This window comes from Streptomyces drozdowiczii, assembly GCF_026167665.1.
GTDB lineage: Bacteria > Actinomycetota > Actinomycetes > Streptomycetales > Streptomycetaceae > Streptomyces > Streptomyces drozdowiczii_A.
Genome location: NZ_CP098740.1, coordinates 3954533 through 3967313 on the forward strand (window position 1 = coordinate 3954533; position 12781 = coordinate 3967313).

Sequence of the window (12781 nt, forward strand, 5' to 3'; positions counted from 1 at the left end):
AACGAAGGTCTCAGCGGGCGCCCAGCGCCGTGGGCGGGACGCCGAGCGTCGCGGTGAAGTCCCGGACCAGGTGCGCCTGGTCGCTGTAGCCGAGGTCGGCGGCGAGGCCCGCCCAGTCCACGTCCGGGTCCGCCCCGGCGCGTTCCAGCGCCTCGTGGATGCGGTAGCGCAGGATGACCCACTTGGGGCCGACCCCCACGTACGCGGCGAACAGCCGTTGCAGCGAGCGCGCCGACACGCCCTCGGCGCGGGCGAGTCCGTCGACGCGCAGGATCGTCCGGTCGGTGCGGACCAGGTCCACGAGGGCCATCGCGAGGTCGGCGCGCGGGTCGGGCTCGGGGCCGAGCGCCAGCAGGTACGCGTCCATCGCGGCGACCCGTTCGTCCTCGTCCGCCGGGTCCAGCACGGCGGCGGGCGGGGTGAGCGGCGCGGGCGGCGCTGGCGGCGCTGGTGGCGCGAACACGTCGGCCGCCGGGAGCCGCCGGCCGGTCCACCGCGAGACGGGCGCCCCGGGCGCGAACGGCCGGAATCCGCCCGGCCGGAACTGCACCCCGCAGACCCGCCCGCGCCCCTCCAGCTTCTGCGTGAACAGCTCCAGGCCGATGCCCGCGACCTCGGCGTACCCCGCGTCCTCGTCGCCGCAGCCCGCGTACCGCTCGAAGACGAGGTTGACGCTCGGGTGCGGGACGAGATGCGAGGCGTACGGCTGGGAGAGGTCCCAGTCGATCAGCCAGTAGTGCTCCAGATACGGCCGCAGTTCGGGCGCGGGCTCGCGGCGCCGGAACTGTACGTGCGCGAACAGCTCGGGCGCGTCGACGATGCCCCGGGTGTCGCGCCGAGGACCTTCGTGACCGGACACGACGCGAGATCCTAGGGCTGCTCCCCGCCCTCGGCCAGTCGCGCGGCCTGCTGGGTGTACGGGGACGGCGGGGCGGGATGCCTGCGCCGCCACCAGGTGCTGGCGGCCGTGTAGAGACCGCTGGCGAGGAGCAGCGCGGGGATGGACAGGGTCAGGAGTGTGTCGCCCATGGCAGCCTCCTTGGGGAGGGCGGTGCCTCCTCCATCGGCAGGGCGGAGGGGCCGACTGAAGATCACTCTTCGGCCATTGAATGGCCGGATACGGCTGGCCGACATCTGTCCGTCGAGCACATGACCGCAGGTGGGCGCGGTGTTGACGGCTTCAGCGCGCCGGCGCGCGGCACTGGGCGACCTCCGCCAGGTACTCGCTCATCGCGTCGCGGTTGCGTACGAGGACGTCGATCCGTTCGCTCAGCCGGTCCCGTTCGGTGGTCAGCAGGGCCAGCATCTCCGGTGTGGCGTCCGGGAAGTGGATCGAGCGGGGCTTGTCCAGGCACGGCAGGATCTGCTTGATGATGCGGGTGGGGAGCCCCGCGTCCAGCAGGCCGCGGATCTGGTTGACCCGGTCCACGTAACGCTCGTCGTACTCGCGGTACCCGTTCGGCCCCCGGTCGGGGACGATCAGCCCCTGCTCCTCGTAGTAGCGCAGCAGACGGCGGGACGCGCCCGTGCGGCGCGACAGTTCACCGATCCTCATCCCGCCGAAGCTACCCGGCACCTGGCGGCTTGACCATCACACCAATGTGAACGTTTCAGGATGCCGCCATGACCACCACGCCCTCCGAGGCCGGGCCTCGTACGCGCCCGGGCGGCCTGCCCTGGCCGGCCCTGCTCGCGCTGTCGACCGCCGTCTTCATCACCAGCCTGACCGAGACCCTGCCCGCCGGGGTGCTGCCCAGGATGGCGGACTCGCTGGACGTCGGCCCGGGCGCCGCCGGCCAGTCCGTCACCGTCTACGCGGCCGGTACGGCCCTGACCGCCATCCCGCTCGCCGGGGCGACGGCGTCCGTCCCGCGCAAACCCCTGCTGCTCGGCGCCATGGCCGTCTTCCTGGTGGCCAACACGCTGACCGCCGCCGCGCCGGGGTACGCCGTCCTGCTCGCGGCCCGGTTCCTCGCGGGGGTGGCCGCCGGCCTGGCGTGGGCGATCCTCGCCGGGTACGCCCGCCGCATCGCCCCCGCCGGATCGGAGGGGCGCGCCATCGCCGTCGCGATGACCGGCATCCCCGTGGCGCTGTCCCTGGGCGTCCCCGCCGGCACCCTGATCGGCGAACAGGTCGGCTGGCGGGCCGCGTTCGGCGCCGTCTCGCTGGCCACCCTCGCCGTCCTCGGCTGGATCGGCGCGTCCGTCCCGGCGGTGGGGCGGCCCGCCGAAGGGCCCGGCGGGGACCGGCCCGGACTGCGCCGGACCCTGGCGGTGCCCGGGGTCGCGGCGGTCATGGCGACCGTGGCCCTCTTCGTCCTCGGGCACACGGTCGTCTACGCGTACGTCGCCCCCTATCTGCGGCACGCGGGGCTCGGGCCGGAGACCGACGCGGTGCTCCTGGTCTTCGGGGCCGCGTCCCTGCTGAGCATCTGGGGTGTCGGACGCCTTGTCGACCGCCGGCCGCGCGCCCTGATGCTGGCGGGCGCGGCGCTGTTCACGCTCGCCACCGCGGCCCTCGCCGTCACCGGCGCGCACCCGGTCGTCTGGGCCGCCGCCGTCCTGTGGGGCCTGGGCTGGGGCGGCGCGCCGACCCTGCTTCAGACCGCGGCCGGGCGGGCCGCCGGCCGGCACGGCGCGGCCGCCGCCGACACCGCGCAGGCGGCTCTGGTCACCCTGTGGAACGCGGCGATGGCCCTCGGCGGTGTCGTCGGCGGCCTCCTGCTCGACCGGTCGGGCGCCGGTGCGGTCGCCGCTACGGCCGCCGTGCTCGGGGCGGCGGCGCTGCTCGTCGTCGCCGGGGGGCGGCGGCACGCGTTCCCGGGGGCGTGAAAGGGCCGGTCGGCGGTCGGGCCCGTGTCGCCACGGCGTACGTCCGCCCGGTCGAGGGCGCGCAGACGGGGCGGGTCCATCGGGTGTGGCAGCCGGGAGCGGCCCGAACGCCCCCGGTCAGGGCCAGACCAGGCAGTACGCCTGATGCCCCGCGTCGTGCAGCCGGTGGCTGAAGTCCTGCCACTCGTGGAGCAGCTGGTAGACGTTGAACGCGTCGCTCGGGCCGCCGCGGTCCGGGACCGTGGACCAGATGAAGGCGGCGGCGCCCACCGACTCCTCGCCGACGCCGCGCAGCGGGTCGACGACCGTCATCGGGAGCTTGACCACCGCGTAGTCGGGGTGCAGGACGACCAGTTCCAGCGGGGGGACCTTGTGCAGAGGTATGCCCTGGATGCCGGTGAGGACCATCGCGGCCACCGTCTCCGGCTTGATCTTGGTGAACATGCCGCCCATGCCCAGCTCGTCGCCGCCGAGTTCCTCGGGGCGCATGGAGATGGGCACGCGTGCCGCGGTGGCTCCGTCGGGAGCACCGAAATATTTGTAGGTCACCCCCACCCGGCCACCACTTCCGCTCCCGGCTCCGCCGCCTGTCCGCGCCTCACCGGCCTGTATGCCCTGCGTGTGCTCGGCCTCGCGCCGCCGGTGCCGGCCCCGCCGGGCAGGCTCGGGCCCCGGGCCGTCCATCCCTTCGCCCACTCCGCCACCGCGATGCATATCTCATCCACCCGACTACTCACTAGGAGGCACAGCCCCCGCCGCGCAACCCGATCATCGTGTCAGTGACCTCCCCCACGGGCGTGCGGTGAAACACCTGTCCGCAAAGACCGTCCGTGGCTCTGACACCATGGCATGTGTGAGCTTTCCCTATGACGCCCCAGTTTCGCAGACGCTTTTCGACCGCGCGTCCCTCGTGACGCCCGGCGGCGTGAACTCTCCTGTCCGTGCCTTCCGGGCCGTGGGCGGTACGCCCCGGTTCATGGTGTCCGGTACCGGTCCGTACCTGACCGACGCCGACGGCCGTGAGTACGTCGACCTCGTGTGCTCGTGGGGGCCGATGATCCTCGGCCACTCCCACCCCGAGGTGATCGCCGCAGTCCAGGAGGCCGTCGCACGCGGCACCTCGTTCGGTACGCCCGGCGAGGGCGAGGTCGCGCTCGCCGAGGAGATCGTCGCGCGCGTCGAGCCGGTCGAGCAGGTGCGGCTGGTGTCGTCGGGGACCGAGGCGACGATGTCCGCGATCCGCCTCGCCCGCGGTTTCACCGGCCGGGCCAAGGTCGTGAAGTTCGCCGGCTGCTACCACGGCCACGTGGACGCCCTGCTCGCCGCGGCCGGGTCCGGCGTCGCGACCTTCGGGCTTCCGGACACCCCCGGGGTCACCGGCGCGCAGGCGGGCGACACGATCGTGCTGCCGTACAACGACCTGGAGGCCGTGCGCGCCGCGTTCGCCGCGCAGCCCGGCGAGATCGCCTGCGTGATCACCGAGGCGTCGCCCGGCAACATGGGCGTCGTCCCGCCGCTGGACGGATTCAACGCGGGGCTCAAGGAGCTCTGCGCCGCCAACGGGGCGCTGTACATCTCCGACGAGGTGATGACCGGATTCCGTACGTCGAAGGCCGGCTGGTACGGCGTCGACGGGGTCCGCCCGGACCTGATGACCTTCGGCAAGGTCATGGGCGGCGGCTTCCCGGCCGCGGCGTTCGGCGGGCGCGCCGACGTGATGGCGCACCTGGCCCCGGCCGGCCCGGTCTACCAGGCGGGCACGCTGTCCGGGAACCCGGTCGCCACCGCCGCCGGGCTCGCGCAGCTGCGACTCCTTGACGATGCCGCGTACGCGAAGGTGAACGCGGTCTCCGCCGAGATCCGGGGCCTGGTGAGCGCCGCCCTGGACAAGGAGGGCGTCGCGCACACCGTGCAGGCGGCCAGCAACATGTTCTCCGTGTTCTTCACGGACGGGCCCGTCCGCGACTACGAGGACGCCAAGCGGCAGGAAGCCTTCCGCTTCACCCCGTTCTTCCACTCGATGCTGGCGCAGGGCGTCTACCTCCCGCCGTCCGCGTTCGAGTCGTGGTTCGTGTCCACCGCCCACGACACGCAGGCCGTCGAGCGCATCGCCGCCGCCCTGCCCGCCGCCGCCCGCGCCGCCTCGGAGGCCACCGCATGAGCGAGAAGAATCCCGACGACATCACCGTGGTCCACCTGATGCGCCACGGCGAGGTGCACAACCCGGAGGGCGTGCTGTACGGCCGCCGGGCCGGGTACCACCTCTCCGAGCTGGGCCGGCAGATGGCCGACCGGGTCGCCGAGCACCTGGAGAAGCGCGACATCACGTACGCCGTCGCCTCCCCGCTGGAGCGTGCCCAGGAGACCGCGACCCCGATCGCCAAGGCGCACGGCCTGGACCTCGCCACGGACGAACGGCTCATCGAGGCCGCCAACGTCTTCGAGGGCAAGACCTTCGGCGTCGGCGACGGCGCGCTGCGCAAGCCGGACAACTGGAAGCACCTGACGAACCCGTTCCGCCCGTCCTGGGGCGAGCCGTACATCGAGCAGGTCGTCCGCATGATGGGCGCGCTCGACGCGGCCCGGGACGCGGCCCGGGGGCACGAGGCGGTCTGCGTCAGCCACCAGCTGCCGATCTGGATCGTCCGCAGCTTCGTGGAGCGGCGCCGGCTCTGGCACGACCCGCGCAAGCGGCAGTGCACCCTCGCCTCGCTGACCAGCTTCACGTACCGGGGCGACAAGATCGTCTCCGTCGGCTACTCGGAGCCGGCGCGCGATCTGGTCCCGGCGCATCTGCGGGCCGGCGCGAAGCCGGTGAAGGGCGCGTCGAAGGGCTTCGGCGCGTAGCCCCCGATCGGCGGCCCACGTATTCGGTTCTGTGTTCGGTCAACGTCCGGGGCTGGTTTCGTAAAGAATTTTGTGCTATCCGGGGGAACCTCCGTGTGGCTCCTCCCATCTAAGCGATTGCCAGTTTGTATGGACTTAAGGCAAAACGACCGCAGATGGGAAGCCGCATGCGTGAGATCAGCCGAAGGGGATTGCTCGGAGCCGGTCTCGGTGCCGCGGCCGCCGCCGGAATGGCGGGGTGCGGCACCACCGGCTCCGCCGGACCCGGCGCCGGAGACGGAAGCCCGAGCCCGGACAAGGGCGCAGCCGGCCAGAAGGCGGCCGGCGGAACCTCGAAGGGCACCGGGAACAAGAAGGACGTCCGCGCCATCGGCGACGGTTCCACCGCCTACACCGGCAAGCAGCCGAAGCAGCCGCAGGCCCCCGTGCCGCTGGAACCCGGGCAGAAGCCGCCGCAGTTCGTGATCTTTTCCTGGGACGGGGCCGGCGAGGTCGGCAACGGACTCTTCCCGCGCTTTCTGGAACTCGCCCGGGAACACGACGCGTCGATGACCTTCTTCCTCTCCGGCCTCTATCTCCTGCCGGAATCGAAGAAAACGCTCTACCGCCCGCCGAACAACCCCGTCGGCGCCTCCGACATCGGCTATCTCACCGATGCCCACCTCAAGGAGACGCTGAAGAACGTCCGGCAGGCATGGCTCGACGGCCACGAGATCGGCACCCACTTCAACGGGCATTTCTGCGCCGGATCCGGATCGGTCGGCAACTGGACCCCCGCCCAGTGGCAGAGCGAAATCGACCAGGCGATCTCCTTCGTCACCCAATGGCGCACCAACACCGGCTGGAACGACGAGGAATCGCTCCCCTTCGATTACCGCAAGGAACTCGTCGGCGGCCGCACCCCCTGTCTCCTCGGCCAGGACAATCTGCTGCCCACCGCCAAGAAGCTCGGCTGGCGCTACGACGCCAGCTCGCCCGGCGGCACCCAGGTCTGGCCCGTCAAGCGCCAGGGCGTCTGGGACCTGCCGCTCCAGGGCATCCCCTTCCCCGGGCACACCTTCGAGGTCCTCTCCATGGACTACAACATCCTCGCCAACCAGTCGCAGAACTCCACCAAGGGAATGCCCTCCCGCTATCCCGGCTGGCGCGAACAGGCCACGCAGTCCTACCTGAGCGGATTCAAGCGCGCCTACGAGACGAACCGCGCGCCCTTCTACATCGGAAACCACTTCGAGGAGTGGAACGGCGGCATCTATATGGACGCCGTCGAAGAAGCGCTCAAGCACATCGCCGGGAAACCGGATGTGCGCCTCGTCTCCTTCCGGCAGTTCGTCGACTGGCTCGACGTCCAGGACCCGGCGGTCCTCGACAAGCTCCGTACACTCCAGGTCGGCGAAGCACCCGCGGGCGGCTGGAACACCTTCTTTAAACGAGCCTGACAACGGGCTTTACGGGCACCGAGGGGGGCGCCCAAGATCCCCGCAACGGCCATGCGAAACTTTTCACATGAGCCATGGCCGCGCACCCCGACGCCGCTTCACGCTGCTCGCCGCCCCCCTGGCGGCCGCCGCGCTCGCACTGACGCTGACCGCGTGCGACTCCGGCAGCAAGACCAGCGGCGGCGGCGACACCAACTTCGTCACGGGCAACGGCGGCATCGCCACCGCGCCCAAGGGCGAGCGCGCCGACGCACCGGAGCTCGACGGCGAGACCGTGGACGGCAAGCAGCTCGATCTCGCCGACTACAAGGGCAAGATCATCGTCCTCAACGCCTGGGGCTCGTGGTGCGCCCCCTGCCGGCTCGAAGCCAAGTACTTCAAGCAGGTCGCCGAGGCCACCAAGGACAAGGGCGTGCAGTTCGTGGGCATCAACACCCGCGACAACTCCAAGAGCAACGCCGTGGAGTTCGAGAAGGCCCACGGGACGCCCTACCCCAGCTTCTACGACCGGACGGGGAAGCTCCTGCTGCGCTTCCCCAAGGGCACGTTCAGGCTCCAGTCCATCCCGTCGACCGTCGTCATCGACCGGGACGGCAAGCTCGCCGCCCGCTTCGTCGGCCCGATGGACGACACCGATCTGCACAAGATGCTCGACCCGCTGATCGCGGAGAAGTGATCAGGTGAGCACCCTCGCCGCCGCCATGCAGAACAACACCGTGCTCAACGGTGCCCTGCTGGTCGCCCTGCCCATCGCCCTGCTCGGCGGGCTCGTCTCGTTCTTCTCGCCCTGCGTCCTGCCGCTCGTCCCCGGCTACCTCAGCTACGTCACCGGGGTCAGCGGCGCCGACCTCGCCGAGGCCCGGCGCGGCCGGATGGTCGCGGGCGCCTCGCTGTTCGTCGCCGGCTTCACCGCCGTCTTCGTCTCCGGCGGCGCCCTCTTCGGCTACTTCGGCGACACCCTCCAGGCCAACAGCGGGCCCCTCACCAAGGTGCTGGGCGTGCTGATGATCCTCATGGGCGCCTTCTTCATGGGCCTCATGCCGTGGATGACGCAGCGCGAGTTCCGTATCCACCGGAAGCCGGTGACCGGCCTGGTCGGCGCCCCGCTGCTCGGCGCCCTCTTCGGCATCGGCTGGACCCCGTGCCTCGGGCCCACGCTCAGCTCGGTGTCCATCCTCGCGATGAACCAGGGCACCGCGGGACGCGGCGCCATACTGACCGTGGCCTACTGCCTGGGCCTGGGCATCCCCTTCGTGCTCGCCGCCGTCGCCTTCCGCAAGGCGCTCGGCGCGTTCGGCTGGGTCAAGCGCCACTACGCCTGGGTCATGCGCATCGGCGGCGGAATGATGATCGTGACCGGGCTGCTCCTGCTCACAGGCGCGTGGGGCAGCATGATGCAGGAACTACAGGGCTGGTCCGACGGCTTCCAGGTGGGGATCTGAGTACCCATGAGCAACACCACCTCCAACCCCTCCCAGGAGCGGGACCAGGAGAACGCAGCTGAGCTCGGCGCCGCCGGCTCCCAGCTCTCCACCGCCCCCCGCGAGGAGACCCTGGCGAACCTCCCCGCCATGGGCGTCATCGGCTGGATCCGCTGGTTCTGGCGCCAGCTCACCTCCATGCGGGTCGCACTGATCCTGCTCTTCCTGCTCTCGCTCGGCGCCATCCCCGGCTCGCTGATCCCGCAGAACAGCGTGGACGAGCTGAAGGTGCAGACGTTCAAGGACGCGCACACCGTCGTCACGCCGATCTACGAGAAGCTCCAGTTCTTCGACGTCTACAGCTCGGTGTGGTTCTCCGCGATCTACATCCTGCTGTTCGTCTCGCTCATCGGCTGCATCGTCCCGCGCACCGCCACCTTCGTCGGCCAGCTCCGCAGCCGCCCGCCGGGCGCGCCCAAGCGCCTCACCCGGCTCCCCGCGTACACCACCTGGCGCACCGAGGCCGAGCCGGAGAAGGTCCACGAGGCCGCGCTCGCGATCGTCCGCAAGCGCCGCTACCGGGCCCACCTCGCCGGGGACGCCGTCGCCGCCGAGAAGGGCTACCTCCGCGAGGCCGGCAACCTGATCTTCCACCTCGCGCTCATCGTGATGCTCGTCGCCTTCGCCTGGGGCCAGCTCTTCAAGTACGAGGGCGCCAAGCTGGTCGTCGAGGGCGACGGGTTCTCCAACACGATCACCCAGTACGACAACTTCAAGTCCGGCTCGCTCTACGACGACGAGTCGCTGACCCCGTTCAGCTTCACCCTGGACGACTTCATCGGCACGTACGAGCGCAAGGGGCCGCAGATCGGCACCCCGCGTACGTACGAGGCGCGCGTGACCTTCTCCGACGGCGCGTACGGCAAGCCGGAGAAGAGGGTCATCAAGGTCAACGAACCCCTCGTCGTCAACGGCACCAAGGTCTACCTCAACGCCCACGGCTACGCGCCCGTCGTCTCCGTCAAGGACGGCCGGGGCAAGGAGGTCTACAAGGCCGCCGTCCCGCTGCTGCCGATCGACAACAACGTCACGTCGAGCGGCGCCATCAAGGTGCTCGACGGCTACCGGAACAAGAACGGCAAGATCGAGCAGCTGGGCTTCCAGGCGTTCTTCGTGCCGACCTTCGCGGGCAACGGCAAGGGCACGATGTTCTCGCAGTTCCCCGCCGCCGACTTCCCGGTCCTCGCGCTCAACGGCTTCCACGGCTCCATCGGCGTCGACTCCGGCATCGCGCAGAACGTGTACCAGCTGGACACGAGCAAGATGAAGGAGTTCAAGGGCGCCGACGGCAAGCAGCTCAAGCAGCGCCTCCTCGTCGGCGAGACGATGAAGCTGCCCGACGGGGCCGGCTCCATCACCTTCGAGGGCCTCCAGGAGTGGGCGAGCTTCCAGATCTCCGAGCAGCCTGCCAGCGGCTGGGCGCTCGCCGGCGCCGTGGCCGCCATCGCCGGTCTCGCCGGCTCCCTGTTCATCCAGCGCCGACGCGTCTGGATCCGGGCCGTGCGCGGCGCCGACGGCGTCACCGTGGTCGAGATGGCCGGGCTCGGCCGCAGCGAGTCCGCGAAGCTTCCCGAGGAGCTGGCCGACCTCGCGGTCACGCTCAACGCCGAGGCGCCCACCGCGCCCGGCACCGACAGCGACGTCGCCGAGGCGTCCTCCGTAGAACCCGCCGAAGGGGCTGAGAAGTGAATCTCGCCGCCGCAACCAACGAGAATCTGGCACACACCAGCAATGTGCTGATCTATTCGTCGATGGCCGTGTACACCCTGGCCTTCTTCGCGCACATCGCGGAGTGGGTGTTCGGCAGCCGCTCCAAGGTCGGCCGCACCGCCGCCGAGCTGACCGCCGAGCAGGGCTCCGCCGGCACGGTGAAGGTCCAGGTCGCCACCCAGGGCGGCGGCACCGCCGTCCTGGAGAAGCCCAAGGTCATCACCCGGTCCGCGACCGGCTCGCGGGACGTCCCGGACGGGCCCGGCGCGGCCGGCGGCACCTTCAAGGGCGACCTCTACGGGCGGATGGCGGTCTCGCTGACCGTCCTCGCGTTCCTGGTCGAGGCCGGCGGCGTCGTCGCCCGCGCGCTGTCCGTGCAGCGCGCGCCCTGGGGCAACATGTACGAGTTCTCCATCACCTTCTCCACGGTGGCGGTCGGCGCGTACCTGATCCTGCTCGCGCTGAAGAAGAACGTCCGCTGGATGGGCCTGATCCTGGTCACGGCCATCCTGCTGGACCTCGGCCTCGCGACCACGGTGCTCTACACCTCCAGTGACCAGCTGGTGCCCGCGCTCCACTCGTACTGGCTGTGGATCCACGTCTCCACGGCGATCATCTGCGGCGCCGTGTTCTTCATCGGCGGCATCGGCACCCTGATCTACCTCTTCCGCGACAGCTACGAGAACAAGATCGCGAATGGCGGGGAGCCGGGCTCCTTCGCGCAGTCCGTGCTCTCCCGGATGCCGTCCGCGTCGAGCCTCGACAAGTTCTCGTACCGGGTCAACGCGGCCGTCTTCCCGCTCTGGACGTTCACGATCATCGCGGGCGCGATCTGGGCCGGGGACGCCTGGGGCCGCTACTGGGGCTGGGACCCCAAGGAGGTCTGGTCCTTCATCACCTGGGTCGCGTACGCCGCCTACCTGCACGCCCGCGCCACCGCCGGCTGGAAGGGCCGCAAGGCCGCCTACCTGGCCCTGATCGCCTTCGGCTGCTGGATCTTCAACTACTACGGCGTCAACATCTTCGTCACCGGCAAGCACTCGTACGCCGGCGTCTGACGCACACCACGACGACACCGCCTGCCCGCCACCGGTCCGCCGGGGCGGGCAGCGGGCTTTCCCCGGGGGAGGGGCAGCGCATGACCATGCACGACGACCAGGTGGACGTGACCCCCCGGACCGTCGCGGCCCTGATCCGCGAGCAGTTCCCGCAGTGGGCCGGCGAGGCCGTCCGCCCCCTGGCCTCCAGCGGCACGATGAACACCATCTTCCGCATCGGCGACGGCCTCTCCGCCCGCTTCCCGCTGCACCGGGCCGCCCCCGCCGAGGCGCTGGCCGCCCTCGAACAGGAGGCCCGGGCGGCCGCGGAGCTGGCACGCGCCACCCGCTTCCCCGTCCCGGAACCGGTCGCCCTCGGCGCGCCCGGCCCCGGCTACCCCATGCCCTGGGCCGTCCAGACCTGGCTGCCCGGGACCAACGCCTTCGACGCCGACCCGGGCGGCTCCGACGCCTTCGCCCAGGACCTCGCGGACTTCGTCGCCGGCCTCCGCGACGCGGACACCCGGGGGCGGACCTTCGGCGGCGGGGGGCGCGGCGGGGTGATCGCCGACCACGACGGCTGGATGGCCACCTGCTTCGCGGGGAGCGAGGGCCTGCTCGACGTGGCCCCGCTGCGCACCCTGTGGACCGGCTTCCGGGAGCTGCCGCGTACGAGCCCGGACGTGATGAGCCACGGAGACCTGATCCCCGGCAACGTCCTGGTCCTGGACGGTCGGCTCGGCGGCGTCCTCGACACCGGCGGCTTCGGCCCGGCCGACCCGGCCCTGGACCTGGTCGGCGCCTGGCACCTGCTGGGCCCGGGCCCTCGCGAGGTGTTCCGCCGGGCGCTGGGCTGCGACGACCTCGACTGGGAGCGCGGCCGGGCCTGGGCGTTCGAGCAGGCGATGGGCCTGGTCTGGTACTACGCGGAGAGCAACCCGGTGATGAGCACCCTGGGCCACCGCACCCTGGCCCGGCTCCTGGACCCGGTGGGCGCCGCCTAGGAGGCTTCCTCCGTGCCGTTCTCGCGGCGCTTCAGCTCCTCCTCGCGGCGGCGCAGGTCCGCCTCCCAGTCCTTGAGGAGCGCCTCGTCCTTCTTGTTCTCCTCCTTCAGCGACTTCAGGAAGTCCGGGTTGTCGTCCGGAGCGACCCACTGCTGACGGTGGTTGCGGTGCCACTCGGAGGGCGTACGGCCTCCGGCGGGCGCCTGGCGGACCTTGCCCGCGGCCAGCCACACGATCGGGCCGACGATCCAGAACAGCAGGATGATGAAGACCCAGGCGATCTTCGGCAGGTGCTTGGCCTCGTCCTCCGGGGTGTTCAGGCAGTCGATGAACGCGAAGATCGTCAGCGCCAGCGGCAGAAGGTAGATCAGGGCCCGGAGCATGGTGGAAAGGTCCCCCGAGGAGAGTTGGCGGGGCTTTGCCCCGCCCCG

At 71.1% G+C, this 12781-nt stretch carries 14 protein-coding genes; 9 read left to right on the plus strand and 5 right to left on the minus strand.

All coding sequences use genetic code 11. From position 1 onward, the window contains the following. Window positions 1–10: 10 nt before the first annotated feature. The 3 genes from NEH16_RS18000 to NEH16_RS18010 all read right to left on the minus strand — a co-directional run bounded on the left by NEH16_RS18000 (window position 11) and on the right by NEH16_RS18010 (window position 1555). Window positions 11–859 (minus strand): AraC family transcriptional regulator, encoded by an 849-nt coding sequence (locus NEH16_RS18000; RefSeq protein WP_265543619.1) that lies wholly within the window; start codon window positions 857–859, stop codon window positions 11–13. Between the two features lie 11 nt (window positions 860–870). After that, on the minus strand, window positions 871–1029 hold the full coding sequence (locus NEH16_RS18005; RefSeq protein WP_199879189.1) for a hypothetical protein: 159 nt from the start codon (window positions 1027–1029) through the stop codon (window positions 871–873). Between the two features lie 151 nt (window positions 1030–1180). After that, window positions 1181–1555, minus strand: a complete 375-nt coding sequence (locus NEH16_RS18010; RefSeq protein WP_073968741.1) for a MerR family transcriptional regulator — start codon at window positions 1553–1555, stop codon at window positions 1181–1183. Window positions 1556–1623: 68 nt separating this feature from the next. Between NEH16_RS18010 and NEH16_RS18015 the strand changes: the two genes are divergently transcribed. Next, a complete protein-coding gene (locus tag NEH16_RS18015) occupies window positions 1624–2832 on the plus strand; it encodes an MFS transporter (RefSeq protein WP_265543622.1) in 1209 nt (402 codons plus the stop codon). Window positions 2833–2949: 117 nt separating this feature from the next. On the opposite strand, the gene NEH16_RS18020 is transcribed toward NEH16_RS18015, so the two are convergent. Further along, window positions 2950–3546, minus strand: coding sequence for a hypothetical protein (locus NEH16_RS18020; RefSeq protein WP_073968739.1), 597 nt, complete (start codon window positions 3544–3546; stop codon window positions 2950–2952). 130 nt (window positions 3547–3676) lie between these two features. On the opposite strand from NEH16_RS18020, the gene hemL reads away from it, so the two are divergent. From hemL to NEH16_RS18060, 8 genes are all read left to right on the plus strand, one after another. After that, window positions 3677–4993: a glutamate-1-semialdehyde 2,1-aminomutase gene (hemL, locus tag NEH16_RS18025; protein ID WP_073968738.1), complete on the plus strand. Its 1317-nt coding sequence runs from the start codon at window positions 3677–3679 to the stop codon at window positions 4991–4993. Beyond that, on the plus strand, window positions 4990–5679 hold the full coding sequence (locus NEH16_RS18030; protein WP_073968737.1) for a histidine phosphatase family protein: 690 nt from the start codon (window positions 4990–4992) through the stop codon (window positions 5677–5679). The genes hemL and NEH16_RS18030 overlap by 4 nt, the downstream gene beginning before the upstream one ends. A 167-nt stretch (window positions 5680–5846) precedes the next feature. After that, the gene (locus NEH16_RS18035; RefSeq protein ID WP_265543624.1) at window positions 5847–7118 is read left to right on the plus strand and encodes a hypothetical protein; all 1272 of its coding nucleotides are present in this window, start codon (window positions 5847–5849) and stop codon (window positions 7116–7118) included. A 67-nt stretch (window positions 7119–7185) separates the two neighbouring features. Further along, entirely contained in the window at window positions 7186–7794 is a 609-nt protein-coding gene (locus NEH16_RS18040; RefSeq protein WP_073968735.1) for a TlpA family protein disulfide reductase, read from the plus strand. Window positions 7795–7819: 25 nt separating this feature from the next. Then, the gene (locus NEH16_RS18045; RefSeq protein WP_037786247.1) at window positions 7820–8560 is read left to right on the plus strand and encodes a cytochrome c biogenesis CcdA family protein; all 741 of its coding nucleotides are present in this window, start codon (window positions 7820–7822) and stop codon (window positions 8558–8560) included. 6 nt (window positions 8561–8566) lie between these two features. Then, window positions 8567–10288 carry a cytochrome c biogenesis protein ResB gene (resB, locus tag NEH16_RS18050; RefSeq protein WP_265543630.1) on the plus strand — a complete coding sequence of 574 codons (1722 nt, stop codon included), beginning with the start codon at window positions 8567–8569 and terminating at the stop codon, window positions 10286–10288. Beyond that, the gene (gene ccsB / locus NEH16_RS18055; RefSeq protein ID WP_265543632.1) at window positions 10285–11367 is read left to right on the plus strand and encodes a c-type cytochrome biogenesis protein CcsB; all 1083 of its coding nucleotides are present in this window, start codon (window positions 10285–10287) and stop codon (window positions 11365–11367) included. Before resB ends, ccsB begins: the two co-directional genes overlap by 4 nt. 80 nt (window positions 11368–11447) lie before the next feature. Beyond that, entirely contained in the window at window positions 11448–12350 is a 903-nt protein-coding gene (locus tag NEH16_RS18060; protein WP_265543634.1) for an aminoglycoside phosphotransferase family protein, read from the plus strand. Here the strand turns inward: NEH16_RS18060 and NEH16_RS18065 are convergent. Next, complete coding sequence (locus NEH16_RS18065) at window positions 12347–12733, minus strand: PLD nuclease N-terminal domain-containing protein (RefSeq protein WP_265543636.1); 387 nt, start codon at window positions 12731–12733, stop codon at window positions 12347–12349. The two genes, NEH16_RS18060 and NEH16_RS18065, sit on opposite strands and share 4 nt — an antisense overlap. Between the last annotated feature and the right edge of the window lie 48 nt (window positions 12734–12781).

Bases quoted from the DNA above. Each gene is read 5' to 3' on its own strand.
- NEH16_RS18005 (WP_199879189.1), bottom strand. From the start codon at position 1,029: ATGGGCGACACACTCCTGACCCTGTCCATCCCCGCGCTGCTCCTCGCC.
- NEH16_RS18010 (WP_073968741.1), bottom strand. From the start codon at position 1,555: ATGAGGATCGGTGAACTGTCGCGCCGCACGGGCGCGTCCCGCCGTCTG.
- NEH16_RS18015 (WP_265543622.1), top strand. From the start codon at position 1,624: ATGACCACCACGCCCTCCGAGGCCGGGCCTCGTACGCGCCCGGGCGGC.
- NEH16_RS18020 (WP_073968739.1), bottom strand. From the start codon at position 3,546: ATGCATCGCGGTGGCGGAGTGGGCGAAGGGATGGACGGCCCGGGGCCC.
- hemL (WP_073968738.1), top strand. From the start codon at position 3,677: ATGGCATGTGTGAGCTTTCCCTATGACGCCCCAGTTTCGCAGACGCTT.
- NEH16_RS18030 (WP_073968737.1), top strand. From the start codon at position 4,990: ATGAGCGAGAAGAATCCCGACGACATCACCGTGGTCCACCTGATGCGC.
- NEH16_RS18035 (WP_265543624.1), top strand. From the start codon at position 5,847: ATGCGTGAGATCAGCCGAAGGGGATTGCTCGGAGCCGGTCTCGGTGCC.
- NEH16_RS18040 (WP_073968735.1), top strand. From the start codon at position 7,186: ATGAGCCATGGCCGCGCACCCCGACGCCGCTTCACGCTGCTCGCCGCC.
- NEH16_RS18045 (WP_037786247.1), top strand. From the start codon at position 7,820: ATGCAGAACAACACCGTGCTCAACGGTGCCCTGCTGGTCGCCCTGCCC.
- resB (WP_265543630.1), top strand. From the start codon at position 8,567: ATGAGCAACACCACCTCCAACCCCTCCCAGGAGCGGGACCAGGAGAAC.
- NEH16_RS18060 (WP_265543634.1), top strand. From the start codon at position 11,448: ATGACCATGCACGACGACCAGGTGGACGTGACCCCCCGGACCGTCGCG.
- NEH16_RS18065 (WP_265543636.1), bottom strand. From the start codon at position 12,733: ATGCTCCGGGCCCTGATCTACCTTCTGCCGCTGGCGCTGACGATCTTC.